Source organism: Micrococcus sp. NPDC078436 (genome assembly GCF_040702705.1).
GTDB lineage: Bacteria > Actinomycetota > Actinomycetes > Actinomycetales > Micrococcaceae > Micrococcus.
The window spans coordinates 27,493-50,372 of sequence record NZ_JBFBLX010000019.1; the positions used below are offsets into that span (position 1 = coordinate 27,493).

At 74.0% G+C, this 22,880-nt stretch carries 19 protein-coding genes; 7 read left to right on the plus strand and 12 right to left on the minus strand.

The features are described from left to right. Positions 1-56: 56 nt before the first annotated feature. Positions 57-1,208, plus strand: coding sequence for a phosphotransferase (locus tag AB0302_RS10405; protein WP_366371901.1), 1,152 nt, complete (start codon positions 57-59; stop codon positions 1,206-1,208). Positions 1,209-1,218: 10 nt separating this feature from the next. Here the strand turns inward: AB0302_RS10405 and gatB are convergent, their stop codons facing one another. The 11 genes from gatB to AB0302_RS10460 all read right to left on the minus strand — a co-directional run bounded on the left by gatB (position 1,219) and on the right by AB0302_RS10460 (position 12,698). Then, on the minus strand, positions 1,219-2,724 hold the full coding sequence (gene gatB, locus AB0302_RS10410; RefSeq protein ID WP_366371903.1) for an Asp-tRNA(Asn)/Glu-tRNA(Gln) amidotransferase subunit GatB: 1,506 nt from the start codon (positions 2,722-2,724) through the stop codon (positions 1,219-1,221). After that, entirely contained in the window at positions 2,721-4,349 is a 1,629-nt protein-coding gene (gene gatA / locus AB0302_RS10415) for an Asp-tRNA(Asn)/Glu-tRNA(Gln) amidotransferase subunit GatA (protein WP_366371905.1), read from the minus strand. Before gatA ends, gatB begins: the two co-directional genes overlap by 4 nt. 8 nt (positions 4,350-4,357) lie before the next feature. Beyond that, positions 4,358-4,654, minus strand: coding sequence for an Asp-tRNA(Asn)/Glu-tRNA(Gln) amidotransferase subunit GatC (gene gatC / locus AB0302_RS10420; RefSeq protein WP_366371907.1), 297 nt, complete (start codon positions 4,652-4,654; stop codon positions 4,358-4,360). Between the two features lie 153 nt (positions 4,655-4,807). Then, the gene (locus tag AB0302_RS10425) at positions 4,808-5,335 is read right to left on the minus strand and encodes a GNAT family N-acetyltransferase (protein ID WP_366371909.1); all 528 of its coding nucleotides are present in this window, start codon (positions 5,333-5,335) and stop codon (positions 4,808-4,810) included. Then, a complete protein-coding gene (locus AB0302_RS10430; RefSeq protein ID WP_366371911.1) occupies positions 5,332-5,826 on the minus strand; it encodes a glutaredoxin domain-containing protein in 495 nt (164 codons plus the stop codon). The genes AB0302_RS10425 and AB0302_RS10430 overlap by 4 nt, the downstream gene beginning before the upstream one ends. Beyond that, the gene (locus AB0302_RS10435) at positions 5,823-6,740 is read right to left on the minus strand and encodes an inositol monophosphatase family protein (protein ID WP_366371913.1); all 918 of its coding nucleotides are present in this window, start codon (positions 6,738-6,740) and stop codon (positions 5,823-5,825) included. The genes AB0302_RS10430 and AB0302_RS10435 overlap by 4 nt, the downstream gene beginning before the upstream one ends. Then, entirely contained in the window at positions 6,737-9,163 is a 2,427-nt protein-coding gene (gene ligA, locus AB0302_RS10440) for an NAD-dependent DNA ligase LigA (RefSeq protein ID WP_366371915.1), read from the minus strand. Before ligA ends, AB0302_RS10435 begins: the two co-directional genes overlap by 4 nt. A 31-nt stretch (positions 9,164-9,194) precedes the next feature. Continuing rightward, positions 9,195-9,980 (minus strand): protein phosphatase 2C domain-containing protein, encoded by a 786-nt coding sequence (locus tag AB0302_RS10445; RefSeq protein ID WP_366371917.1) that lies wholly within the window; start codon positions 9,978-9,980, stop codon positions 9,195-9,197. A gap of 54 nt (positions 9,981-10,034) precedes the next feature. Next, complete coding sequence (locus AB0302_RS10450) at positions 10,035-11,261, minus strand: adenylate/guanylate cyclase domain-containing protein (protein WP_366371919.1); 1,227 nt, start codon at positions 11,259-11,261, stop codon at positions 10,035-10,037. Continuing rightward, positions 11,258-11,788, minus strand: coding sequence for a PH domain-containing protein (locus AB0302_RS10455; RefSeq protein ID WP_366371921.1), 531 nt, complete (start codon positions 11,786-11,788; stop codon positions 11,258-11,260). The genes AB0302_RS10450 and AB0302_RS10455 overlap by 4 nt, the downstream gene beginning before the upstream one ends. 43 nt (positions 11,789-11,831) lie before the next feature. Further along, positions 11,832-12,698, minus strand: coding sequence for a biotin--[acetyl-CoA-carboxylase] ligase (locus AB0302_RS10460; protein WP_248118135.1), 867 nt, complete (start codon positions 12,696-12,698; stop codon positions 11,832-11,834). Between the two features lie 166 nt (positions 12,699-12,864). On the opposite strand from AB0302_RS10460, the gene AB0302_RS10465 reads away from it, so the two are divergent. The 6 genes from AB0302_RS10465 to AB0302_RS10490 all read left to right on the plus strand — a co-directional run bounded on the left by AB0302_RS10465 (position 12,865) and on the right by AB0302_RS10490 (position 20,984). Continuing rightward, positions 12,865-14,448 carry an acyl-CoA carboxylase subunit beta gene (locus AB0302_RS10465; protein WP_366371923.1) on the plus strand — a complete coding sequence of 528 codons (1,584 nt, stop codon included), beginning with the start codon at positions 12,865-12,867 and terminating at the stop codon, positions 14,446-14,448. Then, complete coding sequence (locus AB0302_RS10470; RefSeq protein ID WP_248118132.1) at positions 14,445-14,726, plus strand: acyl-CoA carboxylase epsilon subunit; 282 nt, start codon at positions 14,445-14,447, stop codon at positions 14,724-14,726. The genes AB0302_RS10465 and AB0302_RS10470 overlap by 4 nt, the downstream gene beginning before the upstream one ends. Before the next feature lie 78 nt (positions 14,727-14,804). Further along, positions 14,805-16,490, plus strand: a complete 1,686-nt coding sequence (locus AB0302_RS10475) for a DUF885 domain-containing protein (protein WP_366371926.1) — start codon at positions 14,805-14,807, stop codon at positions 16,488-16,490. Continuing rightward, positions 16,487-17,149, plus strand: a complete 663-nt coding sequence (locus AB0302_RS10480; RefSeq protein WP_366371928.1) for a nucleoside triphosphate pyrophosphatase — start codon at positions 16,487-16,489, stop codon at positions 17,147-17,149. Before AB0302_RS10475 ends, AB0302_RS10480 begins: the two co-directional genes overlap by 4 nt. A 118-nt stretch (positions 17,150-17,267) precedes the next feature. Beyond that, complete coding sequence (locus AB0302_RS10485) at positions 17,268-19,115, plus strand: biotin carboxylase N-terminal domain-containing protein (RefSeq protein ID WP_366371930.1); 1,848 nt, start codon at positions 17,268-17,270, stop codon at positions 19,113-19,115. A gap of 384 nt (positions 19,116-19,499) precedes the next feature. Next, a complete protein-coding gene (locus AB0302_RS10490) occupies positions 19,500-20,984 on the plus strand; it encodes an MFS transporter (protein WP_366371932.1) in 1,485 nt (494 codons plus the stop codon). 302 nt (positions 20,985-21,286) lie between these two features. Here AB0302_RS10490 and AB0302_RS10495 read toward each other — a convergent pair whose 3' ends face one another. Beyond that, positions 21,287-22,723 (minus strand): NAD(P)H-quinone dehydrogenase, encoded by a 1,437-nt coding sequence (locus tag AB0302_RS10495; protein ID WP_366371934.1) that lies wholly within the window; start codon positions 22,721-22,723, stop codon positions 21,287-21,289. Positions 22,724-22,880 lie beyond the last annotated feature (157 nt).

Below are 22,880 nucleotides of genomic sequence, written 5' to 3' on the forward strand. Positions count from 1 at the left end.
GCGGGCGTGGTCACGGGGGCCAGTGTAGGGACGGCACCCTCCCCTACCCTGGGAGCATGGCCAGCGATCCCGTCCCGTCCGAGCTCGAGCTGGTGGCCGCGGCGCTCGAGCGCCTGCGGCCCGGCCTGGACCCGACGACGACGGCCCGCCTCCGCGCGGCCGATTGGTCCGCCGGCGGCGTCGAGGAGGGCGGGCAGTTCCACCGGGTGCTCGTGCTCGAGGACGTGGGCGTGCTGCGCATGGCACGCCTCCACGAGGCGGGCGCGGCACCGGGCACGGTGTGGAGTCGGGAGCGCGATCCGGCCGCCCAGCTGGAGCGCCGGGTGGCCCTCGTGGACGGCCTCGCGGCGGCGGGGCTGCCGTGGCCGCTGCCGGTCTCGCTCTCGGAGGTGGTGGGTGCTGAGGCGGTCCGTTCAGGCGCGGGTGACGACGGCGGCGCGGTCCCCGTCCCCGGCCCCGGCGGCACCGCGGCCGTCCTGCAGACCCACCTGCCCGGCTTCCCCCACCCGCCGCACGAGGGCGACCCGGCTGTGCTGCGCGGCATCGTCGACGCCCTCGCTGCCGTCGACGTCGCCGACCCCCGCATCGCCCCGCATCTCGGGGCGCCCTTCGCCTTCCGCGGGCCGTGGACGGCCGAGCGCGTCGCCGCCGTCGCCGCGCTGCCCGAGCGGCTCGCGGGGCGGCTCGGCGGCTGGCCGGGCGATGCGCCGCCGACGCGGGAGGCGGACAGCGGCCCGGATCGGGTTCAGGGCGACGCGACTCCCCTGGCCGCCTGGCCCAGCGTCGTCGCGAGCCTGACCGACGCGGTGACGCGCTGGACCGCGGAGCCGCCCGTGCCGCCGTGTCTGGTGCACGGGGATCTGGCCGGGCACAACCTGCGGTGGCTGCCCGAGCCGGGCACGCCCGTGCACCCCGAGCCGACGTGGCGGCTGGCGGGGATCCTCGACTGGGACCTGGCGTGCGCGTGGGACCCCGCACTCAACGTCGCCTACCTCGGCCTGTGGCACGGCGAGGAGCTCGTCGAGGACGTGGCCCGGGACGCGGCCGAGGCGCGGCGCGCCCGCGTGTGGCTCGGCGTCATGGCCCTCGAGACCCTCGACGACGCCGCGGCCCGGGACGCACTGGTGGGCATCCCGGACCGCTCCTGGCGCACGCTGCTGCGCAAGACGCTTCCGCGTGTGACGCGGGCGGTGACCGCGCTGGGGTGAGACTCCCCGGTCAGCCGACCCCGAGGCGCTCGAGCACGATCTCGCGCACGCGGCCGGCGTCGGCCTGCCCGCGGGTGGCCTTCATGACCGGGCCGATCAGGGCGCCGACGGCGGCCATCTTGCCGCCCTTGATCTTCTCGGCCACGTCCGGGTTGGCGGCGATCGCGGCGTCCACGGCGGCGGTGAGCGCGCCGTCGTCGGAGACCACGGCCAGGCCCTTGGCCGCCACGATCTCCTTCGGGGCGCCCTCGCCGTCGGCGACGAGGCCGAGCACCTGCTTGGCGATCTTGTCGTTGATGGTCTTCGCGGCGATGAGCTCCTCGACCTCCACCACGTGGGCGGGGGCGATGCCGAGCTCGGCCACGGCCACCTCGCGCACGTTGGCCAGGCGGGCGATCTCGCCCATCCACCACTTGCGGGCCGCCGGCGCGGACGCCCCGGCCTCGACCGTGGCGACGATCTCGTCCAGCACGCCGGCGTTGACGACGTCGCGGAACTCCTCGTCCGAGTAGCCCCACTCCGCCTTCAGGCGCCTGTTGCGCACGGCCGGCAGCTCGGGCAGCTCGGCGCGCACGCGCTCGATCCACGCCTCGTCCACGACGACGGGCACGAGGTCCGGCTCGGGGAAGTAGCGGTAGTCGTCGGCGTCGGACTTGGGACGGCCCGACGTCGTCGTGCGCGTGTCCTCGTGCCAGTGGCGGGTCTCCTGCGTGATGGTCCCGCCCGCGGCGAGCACGGCGGCCTGACGCTGGATCTCGTGGGTGACGGCGTGCTGCACCGCGCGCGTGGAGCTCACGTTCTTGGTCTCGGTGCGCGTGCCGAAGACCTCGGCGCCCTTCTCCATGAGGGAGACGTTCGCGTCGCAGCGCACGTTGCCGTGCTCCATGCGGGCGTCCGAGATGCCGATGGCCTTCACGATGTCCCGGATGGCGGCCACGTAGGCGCGCGCGATCTCCGGGGCCCGCTCCCCCGCGCCGACGATGGGCCGGGTCACGATCTCGATGAGCGGCACGCCCGCGCGGTTGTAGTCCACCAGGGAGCTCGAGGCGCCCTGGATGCGGCCGGACCCGCCCTGGTGGGTGAGCTTGCCGGCGTCGTCCTCGAGGTGGGCGCGCTCGATCTCCACGCGGAACACGGTGCCGTCCTCGAGCTCCACGTCCAGGTGGCCGTCGAACACGATCGGCTCGTCGTACTGGGACGTCTGGAAGTTCTTCGGGGTGTCCGGGTAGAAGTAGTTCTTCCGCGCGAACCGGCACGTCGGGGCGATCTGCGCGTTCAGGGCCAGGCCCAGGCGGATCGCGAACTCCACGGCCTGCCGGTTCAGCACGGGCAGCGTGCCCGGCAGGCCGAGGTCGAGCGGGGTGACGTTGGTGTTCGGCTGGTCGCCGAACGCGTTGGCGGCCGAGGAGAAGATCTTCGTGGCGGTGTTCAGCTCCACGTGCACCTCGAACCCGAGCACCGGGTCGAAGCGCTCCATCGCCTCGGCGACGTCCATGGTCTGCTCTGCGTGGCTCACGCGGCTCCTCCGTCCGTGGTGGTGGCGCGCTCGGCGCCGGTGCGGCGCTGCGCGCCCTTCTCGAGCTCGGGGGCCTGCGCCCACACGGGCGAGCCGCCGCGGCGGGTCACCAGCGCCTCGACGGCGGCGCCCACCTCGTACAGGCGGGCGTCCTCGCGCGCCGGGGCCGTGAACTGCAGGCCGTACGGCAGGCCGTCCACGAGGCCGCCGGGCACCGAGATGCCCGGGACCCCGGCCAGGTTGGCCGGGATGGTCGCGTAGTCGTTGAGGTACATGGTGACCGGATCCTTCGTCTGCTCCCCCAGCGCGAACGCGGTGCCCGGCGCGGTGGGGCTCAGCAGCACGTCCACCTGCTCGAAGGCGGCCGCGAAGTCCTGCTGCACGAGCGTGCGGACCTTCTGCGCGGAGCCGTAGTAGGCGTCGTAGTAGCCCGCGGAGAGGGCGTAGGTGCCCAGGATGATGCGGCGCTTGACCTCGGGGCCGAAGCCGGCGGCGCGGGTGGCGCCCATGACCTGCTCGATCGTGCCGCCGCCGGCCGGGACCACGCGGTTGCCGTAGCGGACGCCGTCGAAGCGGGCCAGGTTGGAGGAGACCTCCGAGGGCATGATGAGGTAGTACGCGCCCAGGGCCGCGTGGAAGTGCGGGCAGGAGACCTCGACGATCTCCGCGCCCGCCTCTCGCAGGGCGGCGACGTCGGCGTCGAAGGCCGCCTTCACACCGGGGTGGTAGCCGTCCTCGCGCAGGTCGGCGATCACGCCGATGCGCAGGCCGGAGAGGTTCCCGCGGGCAGCGGCCGCGCCGAGGTCGGCGGGCTCCTCGGGCAGCGAGGTGGAGTCGCGCTCGTCATGGCCGGCGATCACCTGCTGCAGCGCGGCGGCGTCCGCCACGGTGCGCGCGGCGGGGCCCACCTGGTCCAGCGAGGAGGCCATCGCGATCACGCCGAAGCGGGACACGGCGCCGTACGTGGGCTTGACGCCCACGGTGCCGGTGAACGCGGCGGGCTCGCGGATGGAGCCGCCCGTGTCCGAGCCCAGGGCGAACGGGGCGAGGAACGCGGCCACCGCGGCGGCCGAGCCGCCACCGGAGCCGCCGGGCACCCGGTCCAGGTCCCACGGGTTGCGGGTCACGCCGAACGCGGAGTACTCGGTGGAGCCGCCCATCGCGAACTCGTCCATGTTGGTCTTGCCCAGGATCGGCAGGCGGGCGGCGCGGATCCGCTCGATGACCGTGGCGTCGTACGGGCTCATCCAGCCGTCGAGCATCCTGGAGGCCGCCGTCGTGGGCTGCCCGACGGTGACGATGTTGTCCTTGATCGCCACCGGCACGCCGGCCAGCGGGTGCAGGGCCTCGGCCTCGGCGCCCCCGGCGGCGCGGATCGCGTCCACCTCGGCGGCGACGGCGAGCGCCTCCTCCGCGTTGACGTGCAGGTACGCCCGCACGCCGCGGTCCTCTGCGGCGTCGGCGCGCGGGTCGCCGTCGAACTCCGCGATGCGGTCCAGGTGCGCCTGGACGAGCTCCACGGAGGTGGTGGTGCCGGCGCGCAGGCGCTCGGCCATCTGCAGGGCGGTGAGGCGGACCAGCTGGTCGGCGCCCGCCTCGGCGTTCACATCGAAGGTCTCGGTCATGCTCGTGATCACTCTCCGTCCAGGATCGCGGGGACCTTGAACTGGCCGTCCTCGGCGTCCGGCGCCTGGTCCAGGGCCTGCTCCTGCGTGAGCATGCCCGTGGGCACGTCCTCGCGGAACACGTTGTGCAGGGCGATGGGGTGGGAGGTGGGCTCCACGTCCGCGGTGGCCACCGCGCGCACGTCCTCGACGGCCGCGAGGATCTCCTCGAGCTCGCCCGGCATCTGGGCCAGCTCCTCCGCGCTCATCTGGATGTGGGCCAGGCGGGCGAGGTGCTCCACCTGCTCCCGGGTGATCTCCGGCATGGATCTCCTTCACGACGGTGGTGTCGGACGGCGTGGCCGGGCCGGGCACGCGGACGCGCGACGGGGCCGGACGGGCCGCTTTCGGTTCGGACCGAGTCTAGCGGCGCGCGCGGACGGGACACGGCGGCAGCCGGGCCGGACTGCGGGGGCGGGTCAGCCCAGCGGCATCCGGTACACGATGAAGGGACCGGCCTCGTCCGCCGGGTCCAGGTCCGGGACCACGTCCCGCAGGTGCCAGTCCCGCTCGGGCAGCCGCACGAAGCCCATGCGCTCGTAGAGCCGGTGGGCGTCGGTCATCGTCGGCATGGTGGTCAGGGCGATGGCCTCGATCCCGGGCAGGGCCCGGGCCCGCTCCACGATCGCGGCCATCAGGGCGCGGGCGACGCCGCGGCGGTGGTGGTCCGGGTGCACGGCCAGCATGCGGAACTCGTACTCCCCCTCCACGGCGGTCTCCGCCATCGGCGAGCCCAGCGGGGTGAGCACCACGGAGCCGACCACCTGCCCGTCGAGCTCGGCCACGAGGACCTCCGCCTTCTCCGCCCGGGAGGCCACGTCCGTGAGGGTCCGCACGTACTCGGAGTCGGGGTCGATGTGCCCGCCGTCCACGTAGGAGGCCAGCGTGAGCGCGGCGACGGCGTCGTGGTCCTCGGGGCGCAGCGCCCGGACGTGGATCCCGCTCATCGGGCGCTCCCCTCCTGCGCGGGCGTGGCCGCCCGCAGCATGTCCTTCAGGCGGGCGCGCGAGGCGTCGTCGGCCACGATGAAGTCCTTCTTCCGCGCCCACACCGTGGGGACGGCCTCGTGCTCGCGACCTTCGCGCCGTGCGTGGAGGCGACGCAGCGCGGCCGCGGCCTCGGCGTCTGTCCAGATGTTCACCCAGGAGGCCGCCGCGCGTTCCGCGGGCGTGAGCGCCTTGATCAGCGTCATGCAGTACTGGCAGCCGGGCCGCCAGAACACCACGACGCCGCCCGCCGCCACGTGCGCCTCCGCGCCGGCGAGCGGGCGGGAGCGCACCCGGGTGGCCCGGAGAAAGCGCAGCACGAAGTACAGCAGCACCAGCGAGGACGCGATCACCGCGAGGTTCCGGTTCACCGTGCCCCACACCGCGAAGAAGATCCCCGACGCCGCGAACAGCACCGGGTAGAACCAGGGATCGCCCACCAGCCGTCTCACGCGGTCACCTCCTGTGCCGCCGTCAGGGCGGCCTCGTCCACGTCCCCGGCCACCATCCAGCCGGGATCAGCCGTGCCGTCGCCGCTCGCGGGCCGGCGCACGCGGGCCCCGGCCTCCTCCGCCACGAGCGCGCCGGCGGCCCAGTCGTACTCCTGCGTGCCGAACTCGGCATACGCGTCCAGGGTGCCGTCCGCGACCATGCACAGGTCCAGGGCGGCCGAGCCGATGCGCCGCACGTCCCCGAACGCGGGGAGCAAGGCCGCGAGCGCCCGCACCTGCAGGGCCCGGCGGGCGGGGTCGTAGCCGAATCCGGTGGCGAGCAGCCGCCCGGAGCGCCCCGGCACGGGGCCGGTGATCCGGACGGGGGCGGCGTCGCGGTCGGGCACGTCCACGCCCGCCGTCGTCGCGTCCGCGGTGCTGAAGGCGCCTCGGCCCGCGCTCGCGAACCAGGTGCGGCCCAGTGCGGGCGCCACCACGACGCCGGCCAGCCAGCGCTCGGTGCCCTCGGCCACCCCCAGCAGGTCGGCGGTCTCGGCGTCCACCGGGCCGGTCACGGCCACCGAGGTGCAGAACTGCGGCAGGCCGCGCACGAAGTTGGTGGTGCCGTCCAGCGGGTCGATGGACCAGCGGTACCCGGACGGCTCGGCGGGGCGGGTGGCGCCGTACTCCTCGCCGGTGATCTCGTCCGACGGACGGTAGCCGGCGATGACCCCTCGGACGGCCTGCTCGGCGCGGCGGTCGTAGTCGGTGACCCAGTCGGAGCCGGAGGACTTCGTCTCCGCACCGATCTCCTCGGCGCCGATCGGGACGGCCGGGTGGTGGCCGGTCCAGCGCCGGGCCAGGACGTCCGCGCCGGCGCGTGCGGCGGCCTTGGCCACCACGAGCAGGCCCGGGACCGTGGTGCGTGCGCTCATGCCGATGCCTCCCCGTCTGCGACGGCGTCGGCAGTTCCCGACGCCTCTTCGTCCTCGCCGTCGGTGGGGTCGGCCGTGTCCGCCGGGCGCACGGCCGCCGGCCCCTCGGCCAGCAGCGTGACGAACCCGGCCTCGTCCAGCACGGGCACGCCGAGCTGCTCGGCCTTCTCCAGCTTGGTTCCCGCGTTCTCCCCGGCCACGAGGAAGTGGGTCTTCTTGGAGACGGAGCCGGACGCCTTGCCGCCGCGCACCAGGATGGCCTCCTTCGCGGAGTCGCGGGAGAAGCCCTCGAGCGATCCGGTGACCACCACGGTCACGCCCTCCAGCGTGCGGGGCATGGACTCGTCCTGCTCGTCCTCCATGGAGACGCCCGCGGCGGCCCAGCGGTCCACGATCTCCCGGTGCCAGTCCTCGGCGAACCACTCGATGAGGGCGTCCGCGATGATCGGCCCGACGCCGTCGATGTCGGCCAGCCGGTCCCGGTCGCCTGCCTCGGCCGCCGCGCGCAGCGCCGCCATCGAGCCGAACGCCGTGGCCAGCGAGCGGGCCGCCGTCGGGCCCACGTGCCGGATGGACAGCGCCACGAGGGTGCGCCACAGCGGTTGGGACTTGGCCTTCTCGAGCTCGTCGAACAGGCGCAGCGTGTTGGCCGTGGGCGCGGACGGCTTCTTCGCGGTGCCGGCGGTGAAGAAGTACGGCTTGAGCGTGAACACGCCCGAGGGCACCATGCGGCCGTCCACCTTCGTGCGGCCCTCGCGCCACACGCGGACCTCGCCGAGGGAGCGCTGGAGGTCCGTCAGGCCGTCCTCGCCGCGGGGGCCCGTGATCTCCTCGGGCGTGCCGGAGGCGAGGTCGAAGACCTGCGCCTCCGCGGTGATGACGCCGGCGCCCTCGGGGAGCACCCGACCGCCGTTCTCGGCCGGATCCGGGCCGGGCCCGTTCACGAGCCAGCGGGCGGCCTCCTCGCCGAGCGCCTCCACGTCGAACGCACCGCGGCTGGCCAGGTGCTCGACGCGGCCGGCCAGCTGGGCCGGGCAGGTGCGGGCGTTGGGGCAGCGCAGGTCCACGTCCCCCTCCTTGGCGGGGGCCAGCGGGGTGCCGCACGAGGGGCAGTCGGCGGGCATCACGAACTCGCGCAGCTCGATGCCCCGCTCGGCTGCGGTCTCGCGCAGCGGCAGCACGGGGCCCACGACCTCGGGGATCACGTCCCCCGCCTTGCGCAGGATGACGGTGTCCCCGATCAGCACGCCCTTGGCCTTGACCACGTCCTGGTTGTGCAGCGTGGCCAGGGAGACGGTGGACCCGGCCACCGACACGGGCTCCATGTGGGCGAAGGGGGTGACGCGGCCGGTGCGGCCCACGCTGACGAGGATGTCGAGCAGGAGGGTGTGCACCTCCTCCGGCGGGTACTTGAACGCGGCCGCCCAGCGGGGCACGCGGGAGGTGTGGCCGAGCAGGCGCTGGTCCGCGAAGGCGTCGGCCTTGACCACGATGCCGTCGATCTCGTGGATCAGCTCGTGCCGGCGGCGCCCGTACTCCTCGATCACCGCGACGACGTCGGCCAGCGCGGCCTCGTCCGCGCCCTCCACGAGGCGCGTGTACGGGCTCACGGGCAGGCCCCAGGCCGCCAGCGCGTCGTAGGCCTCGTGCTGGGAGGCGACGCCGAGGTCTGGCCCCGCGCCGACGCCGTGCAGGATCATGGACAGCGGGCGCCGGGCCGTGACGGCGGGATCCTTCTGGCGCAGGGATCCGGCGGCCGCGTTGCGCGGGTTCGCGAAGGGCGGCAGACCCTCCTCTGCGCGCTGCGCGTTGAGCTCCGCGAAGGCGGCGGAGGACATGAAGACCTCGCCGCGCACCTCGAACTCGGCCGGCCATCCCTCGCCGGTGAGCGTCTGGGGGACGTCGGCGATGGTGCGCACGTTCTGCGTGACGTCCTCGCCCACGCGCCCGTCGCCGCGGGTGGCGGCCTGCACGAGCCGGCCCTCCCGGTAGCGCAGGTTCACGGCCAGCCCGTCGATCTTCACCTCGACCGTCCACGCCGGCGCCGCCTCCGGGCGGCCCGCCGTCAGGGTGCCCGCGGTGCGCAGGAACCAGGTGCGCAGCTCCTCCTCGGAGAACAGGTCCTCGAGCGAGTACATGCGCGCCCCGTGCGTGACCGGGGAGAACGCGGCGGAGGCCTCGCCGCCGACCTCCTGGGTGGGCGAGTCGTTGGCGACGATCTCCGGGTGCAGCGTCTCGATGTCCTCGAGGCGGCGGTACAGCGCGTCGTACTCCGCGTCCGAGAGCTCCGGGGCGTCCTGCTGGTAGTACGCGGTGCGCGCGGAGCGGACCTGCTCGACGAGCGTCTCGTACTCCTCGCGGAGGCGCTCGGAGGGGATCTGTCCGGGGGCGTCGGGGCCGACGGAGGGCTCGGGGGTGCTCACGGGGACCACCCTAGTTCCCGTCCCGGACACCTCAGGGGATCCGGACCAGCACCACGGTGATGTTGTCCCGTCCGCCGCGCCACAGGGCGGCGTGGACGAGCTGCTCGGCGGCCTCCTCGAGGTCCGCGGCGTCGTCCAGCAGCGCCCGGATCTCCTCGTCCGTCAGCTCGCCCGTGAGGCCGTCGCTGCACAGCACGAACGTGTCGCCGGAGGCGGCGTCCACCTCCGCCACGTCCACGGTGAGCGGTTCGAGCGAGCCCAGGGCGCGGGTGATCACGTTGCGCCGGGGGTGCACGCGCGCCTCGTCCGCGGTGAGCCGGCCGGCGTCCACGAGCAGCTGCACGGCGGAGTGGTCCACCGTGACCTGCTGGAGCACCGGCGCGTCGGCGGGCCGCCGGTAGACGCGGGAGTCCCCCACGTTGGCGATCGCCCAGCGGCTGCGCTCGACGTCCAGGCAGGCCAGCAGGGTCAGCGTGGTGCCGGAGCGGGCGTGGCCGGCCTCGATCACGGCCGCGTCGGCCTCGTGCACGAGGGCGGCGAGCTCCTCCAGGGTGTGCGGGCTCCCGGGGGCGAGGACCTCGGGGGCGCGCCGCTCCAACAGCTCGACGGCGGCGGCCGAGGCCACCTCGCCGGCCTCGTGACCTCCCATCCCGTCCGCCACCGCGGCGAGCACGAGCGGCTCCCCCAGGGTGACCCACGTGTCCTCGTTGAGCTCGCGGACCGCTCCCACGTGGGTGCGGGCGGCGACCTCGGGGCGGTCGGCGGCCCCGGGGCGGGCGGGATCGGACGGGTGCGGCTCCTGCACAGGGCGGCTCATGGGTCCTCGGGTTCCGTCGGTGGCGGGGACGGCCGACGCGGGGCCGGCCGGGGATCAGTCGACGAGCAGGGTCTGCGTGGCACCGCTCATGAGCAGGGAGGGGCGGACCTCTCCGAACCCGCGAACGATCCTCGGCGGCTGAGGGACGAGGACGAACCGTTCGTCCTGCGAGAGGGCGGCGGCGGTCAGGGCGTCCACGAGCACCGTACCCGGATCCGCGAGCGACGTCAGGCGCGCGGCGAGGTTCACCGTGGGTCCGTAGATGTCCCCGAGGCGGGAGAGCACGCGGCCCCACGCGAGGGAGACGCGCGCCGAGGGCAGCACGGGGTCGTCGGCCAGCGCCTCGGAGAGGCTCAGCGCGATCGTGGCACCGGCCTCCGGCGACTCGGCGTTGAAGAGCACCTCGTCGCCGATCGTCTTCACGAGCCAGCCGCCGCCCGAGGAGATGATCTCCGCGCACCGGGACTCGAAGCGCTGCACCATGCGGGCCAGCGTCCGCTCGTCCATCGTGCGGGAGAGCGTGGTGTAGGAGACCATGTCGGCGAAGCCCACGGCGCGCGCGAGCGGAAGCGGGGCGTCGTGCTCCGAGCCGTCGCGGCCCTGCTCGCTCGCGGCCAGGCCGGCCTCCACGCGGACGGTGAGGCGCTGCACGGCGCGGTTCAGCTGCCGCCGGTAGACGACCTCCATGGCCTCCTCGAGCGGGGAGACGATCTCCGGCAGCAGGTCCACGGCCGCGCGGCGCGCCGAAGGGTCGGACATCCCCCCGGAGACGATCTTGTCCTCCACGAGGGCCTCGATCTGCCACACCACCATGCGGTCCATCAGCTGGCCGATCGAGCGGGCGAGCGAGATGGCGGTGTCCTCGTTCAGCGCGCCGGAGCGCATGAGGTGCAGCACGGCGCCGAACGCGCGCGCGTCCTCGTCGGTGAACGCCTTGTCCCCGTCCTTCCCGCTGGGGTATCCCAGGGCCCGCCAGATGCGCCGAGCGGTGGCCAGGGGGACCCCCAGGCGGTCGGCCATCTCCCGCTGGGTGTAGCTGCGCGGGCCCACCACGAGCCCCGCGTCCAGGGTGCGCATGGCGCCGGTCCAGCCGGGGGTGGGCACCGGGTCCCAGGGGTCGGCGGCGGCGGTCGACGACGGCCCGGGCGCGCCCGTGGTCGCAGGGTTCTCCGGCGTCACGGGTGCGTCCGGCGTCACGGGTGCGTCCGGCCTCGCCTCGGGGGCGCGGGCGGGCGGGATGACGGGCAGCGGTGCCGTGTCCGGCAGGTGGGAGCGGGTCAACGGATGCCTCCTGACGGGTGCGGGGCGGGCCACGACTGCGCGCGGGCCCGACGCGTGGCCTCGGCCAGCGCCTCCTCGAAGCGGCCGGCCTCCGGGACGTCCGTGAGCCGCCAGTAGACCTGGCGGCCGGCGTCCTGGAACCGGACGTGCAGATCCCCCGCGCCCGAGCCTCGGCCGCGGCGCACCACGTCCGCGATGGACACGAGGGGCATGACGGCCTCGGGGCGCCGGCCGAGGCCGGGTCGCTGGACGAGGCGGCGCGTGGTGATCACCGTGCGCCGGGTGAGCCAGCGCAGGAAGGGCCGCACCGTGCCGAGCAGCACGGCGAGCGCGGCCAGGGACCAGGCGAGCAGGTGCAGCCACGAGCGGGAGCGGACCACGAGGCCCGGCAGGCCCGGGCGGTCGAGGACGCCCATGACGAGGCCCAGGAGCAGGGCGGTGCCCACGAGCAGGGCGGCGGCGCGCAGCAGGACGCGCGGATGCGCGCGGGTGCGCACCACCACGCGTTCACCGGGCTCCAGGCGCACTCTCCACTCCCTGCGGCTTCAGTGCCCGCGCCGGGGCACGGGCTCAGCGTCCGCGCAGCACGTCGCCGCGCAGATGGACGACGTCGCCCGCGCTGATCTCTGCGGGCAGTGTCTCACGCGACCCTGCGAGCGGCCTGACCAGGAGCGTCCCCCCGCGTCCGAGGCCCACGGCCGTCCCCTCGAGGGTGTCCCCGCCGGGCAGCTCGGCCCGGATCTCACGGCCCACCGTGCTGAGCCGGCGCAGCACGGGGGCGACGGCCGGGTGATCCCCGTCCACGGGCTCGGCCTCGCCGGCCACGGCGGCGGCGAAGCGGTCCACGGCGGCCACCACGGCGTCGCGCAGCTCCTCGGCGAGCACGCGCGGCTCGGGCACCTGGCCGGCGTCGGCCCACTCCGCGAGGTCGGTGGCGGTGGGCACGGGGGCGGCGCCGCGGTGGTCCAGGTTCACGCCCATCCCCACGACCACGCCGGGGCCCTTGCCGTCCGCGGCGAGGGACACCGAGCCGAGCACGCCGCACAGCTTGCGCCCGTCCGGGGCGAGCACGTCGTTGGGCCACTTCACGTGGGCGGCCACGCCGCGGGTTCCGAGGCGCTCGGCGATCGTCGCGGCGGCCACGAGAGAGAGCCAGCTGAGGTGCACGGGCGCGAGCGGGACGCCGGCGGGCTCGGGCCGCAGATGGACCGAGAGGGCGAGCGCGGTGCCGGGCGGGGTGCTCCACACGCGGGTGTGGCGGCCGCGGCCGGCGGTCTGGTCCGCGGTGGCGACGGCGGCGCCGTGCCGGTGGCCCTCCCGGTCGAGGCGGGCCAGGAGGTCGTCCTGCGTGGAGCCGACGGACTCGAGCCACGTCAGCGGCGGGGCGGGGGCGGCGGAGGCGGCTGGGGAGGGAGCCGCGGGGACGTGTTCCTGCATGATCCCTACATATACACGCCCACCGGTCCGCCGCCGTGCGGGCGGGGCGCACGAGCCGATCCGGCGGGCGTTGGAGGAATCCTCCTGTCGGGGCCCCGGGCCCTCCCCCGTAGACTGGCCGCTCGACAGGGCCCCGCCCGGGCCGCCCATCAGCCCAGGAGCTCGCGTGTCCGATCCCGATCTGACCACCACCGCCGGCCGTCTCGCGGACCTGCATCGCCGCCTCGAGGCGACGGACGCGCCCGGCGGCACGGCCGCCGTCGAGCGTCAGCACGGCCGGGGCAAGCACACCGCCCGTGAGCGGATCGAGATGCTCCTGGACGAGGGCTCGTTCGTGGAGCTCGACGCGCTGGCCGTGCACCGCACCACCGCGTTCGGCATGGACGCCAAGCACCCGGCCGGCGACGGCGTCGTGAGCGGCTTCGGCACCGTGGACGGCCGCCAGGTGGCCGTGTACGCGCAGGACTTCACGGTGTTCGGCGGCTCGCTCTCCGAGCGTAACGGCCAGAAGATCGTGAAGGTCCAGGAGTTCGCGGCGCGCAACGGCTGCCCCGTGATCGGCATCCTCGACGGCGGCGGCGCGCGCATCCAGGAGGGCGTCGCCTCGCTCGCCCAGTTCGCGGACATCTTCCGGAACAACGTGCTGGCCTCCGGCATGGTCCCGCAGATCTCCCTGATCATGGGGCCGTCCGCGGGCGGCGCGGCGTACTCGCCGGCGCTGACCGACGTCGTGGTGATGGTGGACCAGACCTCCCACATGTTCATCACCGGCCCGGACGTGATCAAGACCGTCACGGGCGAGGACGTGGACATGGAGACGCTCGGCGGCGCGCGCTCGCACAACGCGGTCTCCGGCACGGCGCACTACATGGCGACGTCGGAGGAGGACGCGATCGCGTACGTGCAGGAGCTGCTCGAGTTCCTGCCCTCCAACAACCTGGCCGAGGCGCCGCTGGACCAGCCCGTGGACCTCGAGCCGACGGACGAGGACCACGGCCTGGACACGCTGATCCCCGACTCGGCCAACCAGCCGTACGACATGCTCCAGGTGATCGGGGCGATCGTGGACGACGGCCACGTGCTGCAGCTGCAGGAGCTCTACGCCCCCAACGTGATCACGGCGCTGGCGAGGCTCGACGGGATGAGCGTGGGCGTGGTGGCCAACCAGCCGATGCAGTTCGCCGGCACGCTGGACATCGCGGCCTCGGAGAAGGCGGCGCGGTTCGTGCGGTTCTGCGACGCGTTCAACCTGCCCGTGGTCACCCTCGTGGACGTGCCCGGGTTCCTGCCCGGCACCGACCAGGAGTTCCAGGGCATCATCCGCCGCGGCGCGAAGCTGATCTACGCCTACGCCGAGGCCACCGTGCCCAAGCTGACGGTGATCACGCGCAAGGCGTTCGGCGGCGCGTACATCGTCATGGGCTCCAAGAAGCTCGGCGCGGACCTCAACCTGGCCTGGCCCAGCGCCCAGATCGGCGTGATGGGGCCGCAGGGCGCCGTCAACATCCTGTACCGCCGCGAGCTCGCCGAGGTCGAGAAGGCCGGCGGGGACGTGGAGGAGCGGCGCGCCCAGATCGTGGCCGACTACGAGGCCGAGCTGCTGAACCCGTACCAGGCCGCGGAGCTGGGCTACGTGGACGCCGTCGTCGCCCCGCACCAGACGCGTGCCCAGCTGGTGCGTGCCCTGCGCGCCACGCACCACAAGCGCGAGTCGCGGCCCGCCAAGAAGCACGGGAACATGCCGCTGTGAGCGCGCGCGACGAGGAGGTCCGGGGCACGGGCCAGGCCGGTGGAGAGCAGGCCGGCGACGCCGCCGACGCCGTGCGTCTCTCCGGCGCCGAGCTGGACCCGGAGGAGATGGCGGCCCTGACCGCGGTGCTTGCGCACCTGCGGGCGGAGGAGGCGCAGGCCGTGCAGGCTCGGCCGCGACCGCCGCGGCTGGACCGCACGCTGCGCCGCCGCGACGACCTCGGGCTGTGGGCCCGTCCCGGCAAGGACCAGTGGCGCCGCTCGGCGGGCCCCTCCTGACCCGACCGGCGTCGTGAACGGGAGGGGGACGTGAGCTCCCGTTTCGCGCACGAAAACGCACGGCCTAGAGTTCCGGGTATGACCCAGAACACCTCTCTGAGCGAGGGCGGCGCCCGCACGCCCTCCGCGATCGACGCCCTGGCCGAGCAGTACGTCACCGACTACCTCGCCCTGCACCCGGACACCGCCACGGAGCTCGGCTTCGCGGGCCACGAGTCCGAGTACTCGGACTTCTCCCCCGCAGGCGCCCGCGCCGACGACGAGCTCAACGCCCGCCTCCTCGCGGACCTCGAAGCGCTCGAGCCGGCCGACGAGACCGACCGCGTCACCAAGGCCGCCATGCAGGAGCGCATCGGCCTCGAGCGGGAGATCCACGCGACCGGCCGCACCGAGCTGAACAACATCGCGTCCCCCGCGCAGGGCATCCGGGCCGTGTTCGACCTCATGCCCACGGACACCGCCGAGCACTGGGAGCACATCGCCGGCCGCCTCGAGAACCTGCCGGCCGCGCTCGCGGGGTACACGGCGTCGCTGATCGCCTCGAAGGACTCGGGCCACGTGGCCGCACAGCGCCAGATCGACATCGTCATCGAGCAGGCCCGCGCGCACGGCACCGGGGACGGGTTCTTCCCGGGCCTGACCGCCCGCGCGCAGGAGGCCGACGTCGTCGACGCCGCGCTCGCCGAGCGGATCCGCTCCGGCGCCGAGGCCGGTGCGCAGGCCTACCGCGACTTCGCGGACGCCCTCGAGTCCGAGCTGCGCCCGCACGCGCCGGAGGCCGACGCCGTCGGGATCGAGCACTACCGCCTCGCCTCGCGCGTGTTCCTCGGCGCGGAGATCGATCTCGAGGAGACCTACCGCTGGGGCCAGCAGGAGCTCGCGCGCCTGATCGCCGCGCAGGAGGCGGACGCCGAGAGGATCAAGCCCGGCGCCACGATTGAGGAGGCCCGCGCCGTCCTCGACGCCGATCCCGAGCGCGCCCTCAAGGGCACCGACGCGCTCCGGGCCTGGATGCAGCGCCTCTCCGACGAGGCCGTCGCGGCCATGAAGGAGCACTTCGAGATCCCGGCTCCCATGGACCGCCTCGAGTGCATGATCGCCCCCACGCAGGAGGGCGGCATCTACTACACCGGCCCCTCGGACGACTTCTCCCGCCCGGGCCGCATGTGGTGGTCCGTGCCCGCCGGCGAGGACGAGTTCACCACGTGGGCCGAGACCACCACGGTCTACCACGAGGGCGTGCCCGGCCATCACCTGCAGGTCGCCACCGCCATGATGAACCGCGCGAACCTCAACCTGTGGCGCCGCAGCTTCTGCTGGACCTCCGGCCACGGCGAGGGCTGGGCGCTCTACGCGGAGAAGCTCATGGAGGAGCTCGGCTTCCTCGACGATCCGGGCGACCACCTCGGCATGCTGGACATGCAGCGCATGCGCGCCGCCCGCGTGGTGTTCGACATCGGCTACCACTGCGGCTTCGAGATGCCCGAGTCCGAGGGCGGCGGCGCGTGGGACCCGGAGCGCGGCTACGCGTTCCTGGCCAAGCACCTGAACATCTCCGAGGGCCAGCGCCGCTTCGAGTTCACGCGCTACCTCGGCTGGCCGGGCCAGGCGCCCGCCTACAAGGTGGGCCAGCGCATCTGGGAGCAGATCCGCGCCGAGCACGAGGAGCGCGAGGGCGCCGACTTCGACCTCCGCGCGTTCCACACGCGGGCGCTGAAGCTCGGCTCGATGGGCCTGGACACCCTCCGGGACGCGCTGGCGTGACGGCGGCGGTCGAGCTGGTGCTCGGCTCGGCCTCGCCCGGGCGCGCGGAGATCCTCACGCGCGCCCGGGTGGGGTTCCGCGTCGTGGTCTCGAACGTGGACGAGGACGCCGTGGGCGCCGAGCACCCCGACGCCTCCCCCGCCGAGCTCGCGGGGCTGCTCGCCGAGGCGAAGGGCCGGGACGTGGCCGCCCGCGTGGCGGCCGACGGCGTCGCGGTGCCCACCCTCGTGCTCGGCTGCGACTCCGTGTTCGAGTTCGAGGGCCGCGCCTACGGCAAGCCCTACGAACCCGACGTCGCACTCGAGCGCTGGCGGGGCCAGGCTGGCCGAGCCGGGACGCTGCACTCCGGTCACTGGCTCGGGCTGGTGATGCCCTCAGCCTCCGCGTCCGGCTCTCCCGCCGTCGCGGGGGTCGTCTCCGCCGGCGTCCGCTTCGCCGCGGCGGACGAGGCCACCCTCGCCGCCTACGTGGCCACGGGCGAGCCGCTCTTCTGCGCGGGCGCGTTCACCATCGACGGGGCGGGGGCCGCGCTGATCGCGGGCGTCGACGGCGACCCCAACGCCGTCATCGGCCTCTCGGTCTCGTGGCTGCGCGGTGCGTGCGAACACCTCGGCGTCCCCTTCACGGAATTGTGGGTTTCCTCCAACACCAGGCGCTGATCCGGCGGATCCGAGCCGGGTTGCTGTGAGGGTTCCCCCACCCACAGTAGGGTGCTGATGAACAGCGGCAGCCCGTGCCGCTGCCTCCGCCGTCTTCCCCGAGGAGTCCCCGAAGCCCATGAGCACCGCCGACGCGCCCCAGGCCCCCCTCGCCACCGACGCCGGGACTCCGCGGCCGTTCTCCCGCGTGCTGATCGCCAACCGCGGGGAGATCGCCGTCCGCGTCATCCGCGCATGCCAGGACGAGGGCCTCACCTCGGTGGCCGTCTACGCCGAGCCGGACCGCGACGCCCTCCACGTCAAGCTCGCCGACGAGGCCGTGGCCATCGGCGGGGAGACCGCGGCCGACTCCTACCTGCTCGTGGAGAAGATCCTGGACGCCGCTGAGCGCTCCGGCGCCGACGCCGTGCACCCCGGCTACGGCTTCCTCTCGGAGAACGCCGGCTTCGCGCGCGCCGTCGAGGCGGCCGGCCTCGTGTGGATCGGCCCGCCGCCGGCGGCCATCGATGCCCTCGGGGACAAGGTCTCCGCGCGCCGGCTGGCCACGAGGGTCGGCGCCCCGCTCGCCCCCGGCACCACCTCCCCCGCCACAGGCACGGCCGAGGTGCTCGCGTTCGCGGACGAGCACGGCCTGCCCGTGGCCATCAAGGCCGCGTACGGTGGCGGCGGCCGCGGCATCAAGGTGGCCCGCGAGCGCGAGGAGATCCCCGAGCTCTACGAGTCCGCGGTGCGCGAGGCGGTCTCGGCGTTCGGCCGCGGCGAGTGCTTCGTGGAGCGCTTCCTGGACAAGCCGCGCCACGTGGAGACGCAGTGCCTCGCGGACGTGCACGGCGACGTCGTGGTGGTCTCCACGCGTGACTGCTCGCTGCAGCGCCGCAACCAGAAGCTCGTGGAGGAGGCGCCCGCGCCGTTCCTCACAGACGAGCAGAACCGCCGCCTCGTCGAGTCCTCCAAGGCGCTGCTCAAGGAGGCCGGCTACGTGGGCGCGGGCACGTGCGAGTTCCTCGTGGGCCAGGACGGCACCCTGTCCTTCCTCGAGGTGAACACGCGCCTGCAGGTGGAGCACCCCGTGTCCGAGGAGGTCACGGGCATCGACCTCGTGCGGGAGCAGTTCCGCCTCGCCCGCGGTGAGGCCCTCGGCTACACCGATCCCGAGGTGCGCGGCCACTCGATCGAGTTCCGCCTCAACGGCGAAGACCCGGGCCGCGGCTTCCTGCCCGCCCCCGGCCGCCTCACCACGTTCCGCCTGCCCTCGGGCCCCGGCGTGCGCGTGGACACCGGCGTGCTGGAGGGCGAGACCGTCTCCGGGGCGTTCGACTCGATGGTCGCCAAGCTGATCGTCACTGGCGCCACCCGCCGCCAGGCCCTCCAGCGGGCCGCCCGTGCGCTCGGCGAGGCGGAGATCGCGGGGATGCCCTCGGTGCTGCCGTTCCACCGGGCCGTGGTGAAGGACCCGGCGTTCGCGCCCGAGCTCGCCGGCTCCGAGGAACCGTTCTCGGTCCACACCCGCTGGATCGAGACCGAGTTCGCCGCGCTCCTGGAGCCCTACGGCCAGACGCCCGCCGACCCCGCCGCGCCGGAGGCCCGCCACACCGTCACGGTGGAGGTCAACGGCAAGCGCGTGGACGTCACGCTGCCCACGTTCGCGGCCGCGATGCACTCCGTGCAGGGCGCCGCGCAGCGCGCCGGCGCGGGCCGACGTCGGCCCCGCGGAGCCCGCGCCGGTGCGGCCACGGCGCCCAGCACCAACGCGCTGACCGCGCCCATGCAGGGCACGGTGGTGAAGGTGGCGGCGGAGAACGGGCAGGCCGTGGCCGAGGGCGATCTCATCGTGGTCATGGAGGCCATGAAGATGGAGCAGCCCCTCACGGCGCACCGCGCGGGCGTGGTCTCCGGGTTGAGCGTGAAAGCCGGCGAGACGGTCAAGGCCGGCGACGTGCTCGCCACCATCGACGACGAAGGCTGAGTCCGCGTCCGGGCGCGGCCACGCTCCCCGCGGGGAAGGGCTCTCCTGTGGCGGACCAGGGTGGCCGTCCGGCAATTGCCATGGGCTATACCGGATAGACCATGTCATTTCGGGGACACACCACCTGGTCGCCGGGCACAGCGACGCGTCGGTCCATCCCTCCGCGCCGGACCCCTGGCCGAGGCGCCGGACCGGACACCTGGCCGAGGCGCCGTCGCGTCCGCAGGCGTCGGCGCACGATTCCCAGTGGCCGAGCCGTCCGCATGGTGGACAGGTGCAGCCAGCGTGAGGGCACGTCAGCGCGCCACTCCTATACTAGCGGACATTCCATCTCACATCGTGGGCCATCCGACCCTCGGTGACCGTCCGTCCCTCGGAGCTCTCATGTCCCACTCCACTCCGCCCTCGGGCCCCGCCGCGTCTGCCGGCACACCCGCCGGCCCCGCCGGCGCCGGCGCCGGTGCACCGGCCGCCGTCGCCCCCGCGGCAGCCGCCCCCGACGAGACGCCCGTGCCCCGCTCGCGCGTGGTCGTGGCCTCGCTCATCGGCACCTCGATCGAGTTCTACGACTTCTACGTCTACGCCACGGCCGCCGTCTCGGTGTTCCCGCTGATCTTCTTCGCGAAGGGCGATGACGGCGCCGCGCTCCTGGCCTCCATGGCCACCTTCGGCGCGGCGTTCGTGGCCCGCCCGATCGGCTCGGTGCTGTTCGGCCACTTCGGCGACCGCATGGGCCGCAAGGTCACGCTCATCGGCTCCCTGCTGACCATGGGCATCGCCACGTTCCTCATCGGCCTGCTGCCCACGTACTACCAGGTGGGCCTGTGGGCGCCGGCCATGCTCACCATCCTGCGCTTCACCCAGGGCCTCGGCCTGGGCGGCGAGTGGTCCGGCGCGGCCCTGCTGGCCACCGAGTACGCGAAGGAGGGCAAGCGCGCGCAGGCGGCCATGTGGCCGCAGCTCGGCGCCCCGATCGGCTTCTTCCTGGCCAACGGCCTGTACCTGCTGCTCGTGCTCGGCTTCGACCACGACTCCACCAACCCGGACATGGACGGCGCCTTCCTCACGTGGGTGTGGCGCATGCCGTTCCTGCTCTCGATCGCCATGGTGGCCGTGGGCATGTACGTGCGCGTCCGCCTCGAGGAGACGCCGGTCTTCCAGCGCGCCCTGGACAACGACCAGCGCGTCAAGGCCCCCGTCGGCGAGGTCTTCCGCCGGAACTGGTGGGAGCTGATCCTCGGCACCTTCGTCATGTACGCCACGTACGTGCTCTTCTACCTCATGACCACGTGGATCCTCTCCTACGCGATCGGCAAGCGGGAGAACGGCATGCTCGGGATCCCGTACTCCGAGTTCCTCGTGCTGCAGCTGATCGGCATCGTGTTCTTCGCGGCGTTCATCCCGGTGTCCGGCTGGCTGGCGGACCGCTTCGGCCGCAAGCCCACCCTCCTGACGGTCTCCGGCCTCATGATCCTGTTCGGCCTGAGCTTCGGCCTCTGGCTGGCCCCGGCCACGATGGGCACCGGCGCCGAGGTGAACGTCCCGCTCATGGTCGCGTTCCTCGCGGTCGGCATGACGCTCATGGGCCTGACCTTCGGCCCCATGTCCGCCGTCCTGCCCGAGCTGTTCCCCACGAACACGCGCTACACGGGCTCGGGCATCGCGTACAACGTGTCCTCGATCCTCGGCGCGGCCCTCACGCCGTTCGTGGCGGCCTGGCTGGTGCAGAAGTTCGACGTCTCGTACGTCGGCTACTACCTCGCCGCGGCGTCGCTGATCACGATGGTCGCCCTGGCCCTCTCCCCCGAGACGCGGCACGCGGACCTGGACACCGTCTCCTCCGCTCGGGAGCGCCGCGCGGCCCGCTGAGCCAGCACCCCTCCCGGAGACGACGGCGGCCGGTCACCTTCCAGCGTGAAGGTGACCGGCCGCCGTCGTCGGTGGAGGCCCGACCTGTCCCGGCCCGGCCCGACCTGTCCCGACCCGGAGTGGCCCAGCCCGACCTGTCCCGGCCCGGCCCGACCTGCCCTGGCCCGGAGTGGTCACGACACGCCGCCTGCGGAAAGGCGACGCGGCGTGTTGTGACCACTCTGGGTGGAGGTGGAGGTGGAGGCGGAGGTGGAGGCGGGGGTGGAGGTGGGGGTGGGGGTGGAGGTGGAGGACCGCTCAGCTCACAGGCGCACGTGCAGGCGGCGCGCCGCCTCCGCGATGGAACCGGACATGGAGGGGTACACGGTGAAGGTGTCCGCGAGGTCGTCCACGTGGAGCTTATGGGTCACGGCGAGCGCGAGCGGGTAGATGAGGTCGGAGGCCCGCGGGGCCACCACCACGCCGCCGATCACGGTGCCCGAGCCCTGGCGGGCGAAGATCTTCACGAAGCCCTCCTTCACGCCCTGCATCTTGGCGCGGGGATTGGTCGCGAAGTCCAGGCGCAGCACGTCCGCCTGGTACTTGCCGGTGTCCACCTGCTCCTGGGTGACGCCCACCGTGGCGATCTCGGGGGAGGTGAAGATGTTGGAGGCCAGCAGGTGCGGGCGCAGCGGCTTGAGGGCGTCGCCCAGCAGGTGCGCGACGGCGATGCGCCCCTGCATGGCGGCCACCGAGGCGAGGGCGAGAGCACCGGTGCAGTCGCCCGCGGCGTAGATGCTGGGCACCGTGGTGCGGGAGACTCCGTCGACCTTGACGTGGCCGGACTCGGTCAGCTCCACGCCGACCTCCTTCAGGCCCAGGCCCGCGGTGTTGGGGACGCCGCCCACGGCCACGAGGCAGTGCGAGCCCTCGAGCACGGGGGTGTCCACAGCGCCCTCGCCGGAGAGGTGCACGCGCACGCCGGTCTCCGTGCGCTCGACGGCCTCGGCGCGGGAGCGGCCCACCACGTTCAGGCCGTTCTCGTGGAACACGTGCTCGAGCAGCTCGGCGGCGTCGGCGTCCTCGCCGGGGAGCACGCGGTCACGGGAGGAGACCAGGGTGACCTCCGCGCCGAGTCGGTCGTACGCGGAGGCGAACTCGGCGCCGGTCACGCCCGAGCCCACCACGATGAGGTGCTCGGGCAGCTCCTGCAGCGCGTACAGCTGCTTCCAGTTGAAGATGCGCTCGCCGTCCGGGAGGGCGGTGGGCAGCTCGCGGGGGCTCGCGCCCACGGCCACGAGGATCGCATCCGAGGTGATCACCTCGCGGTCGGCACCCTCGGCCTCGTCCTCGGGGCGCACCTCCACCTCGTGGGGACCGACGACGCGCGACGTGCCGTGGATGACGCGGACGCCGAGCGCCGTGAGGGCGGCCTCGATGTCCCGGGACTGCTCCCCGGCGAGGGCCAGGATGCGGCGGTCCACGTCGAGCATGTCCGCGCGGGGCTCGCCGCCGCCGAGGTCCACGCCGAGGTCCTTGGCGGACATCACGCGGCGCATGGACTCGGCCGTGGCGATCAGGGTCTTGGACGGGACCACGTCCGTGAGGACGGCGGAGCCCCCCATGCCCTGGCGCTCGATGACGGTGACCCGGGCACCGAGCTTGGCGGCCACCATGGCCGCCTCGTAGCCGCCGGGGCCGCCGCCGATGATGGTCAGGGAGGGGATGAAGGTCGTGTTCTCGTCGCTCACGGTCCTCATTGTGTCCGCCGTGGGCCGGAAAGTCACAGCACCCGGGCCCGGCCCCGGGCCCCGCGCCTAGATGTACCCGGTCATGAGGTTGGTGGCACCCGGTTCATGGGCGGGTGTCCTCCGAGCGCGGCGTGACCCCGCTCAGTGTTGTAGTACTCCAACCACG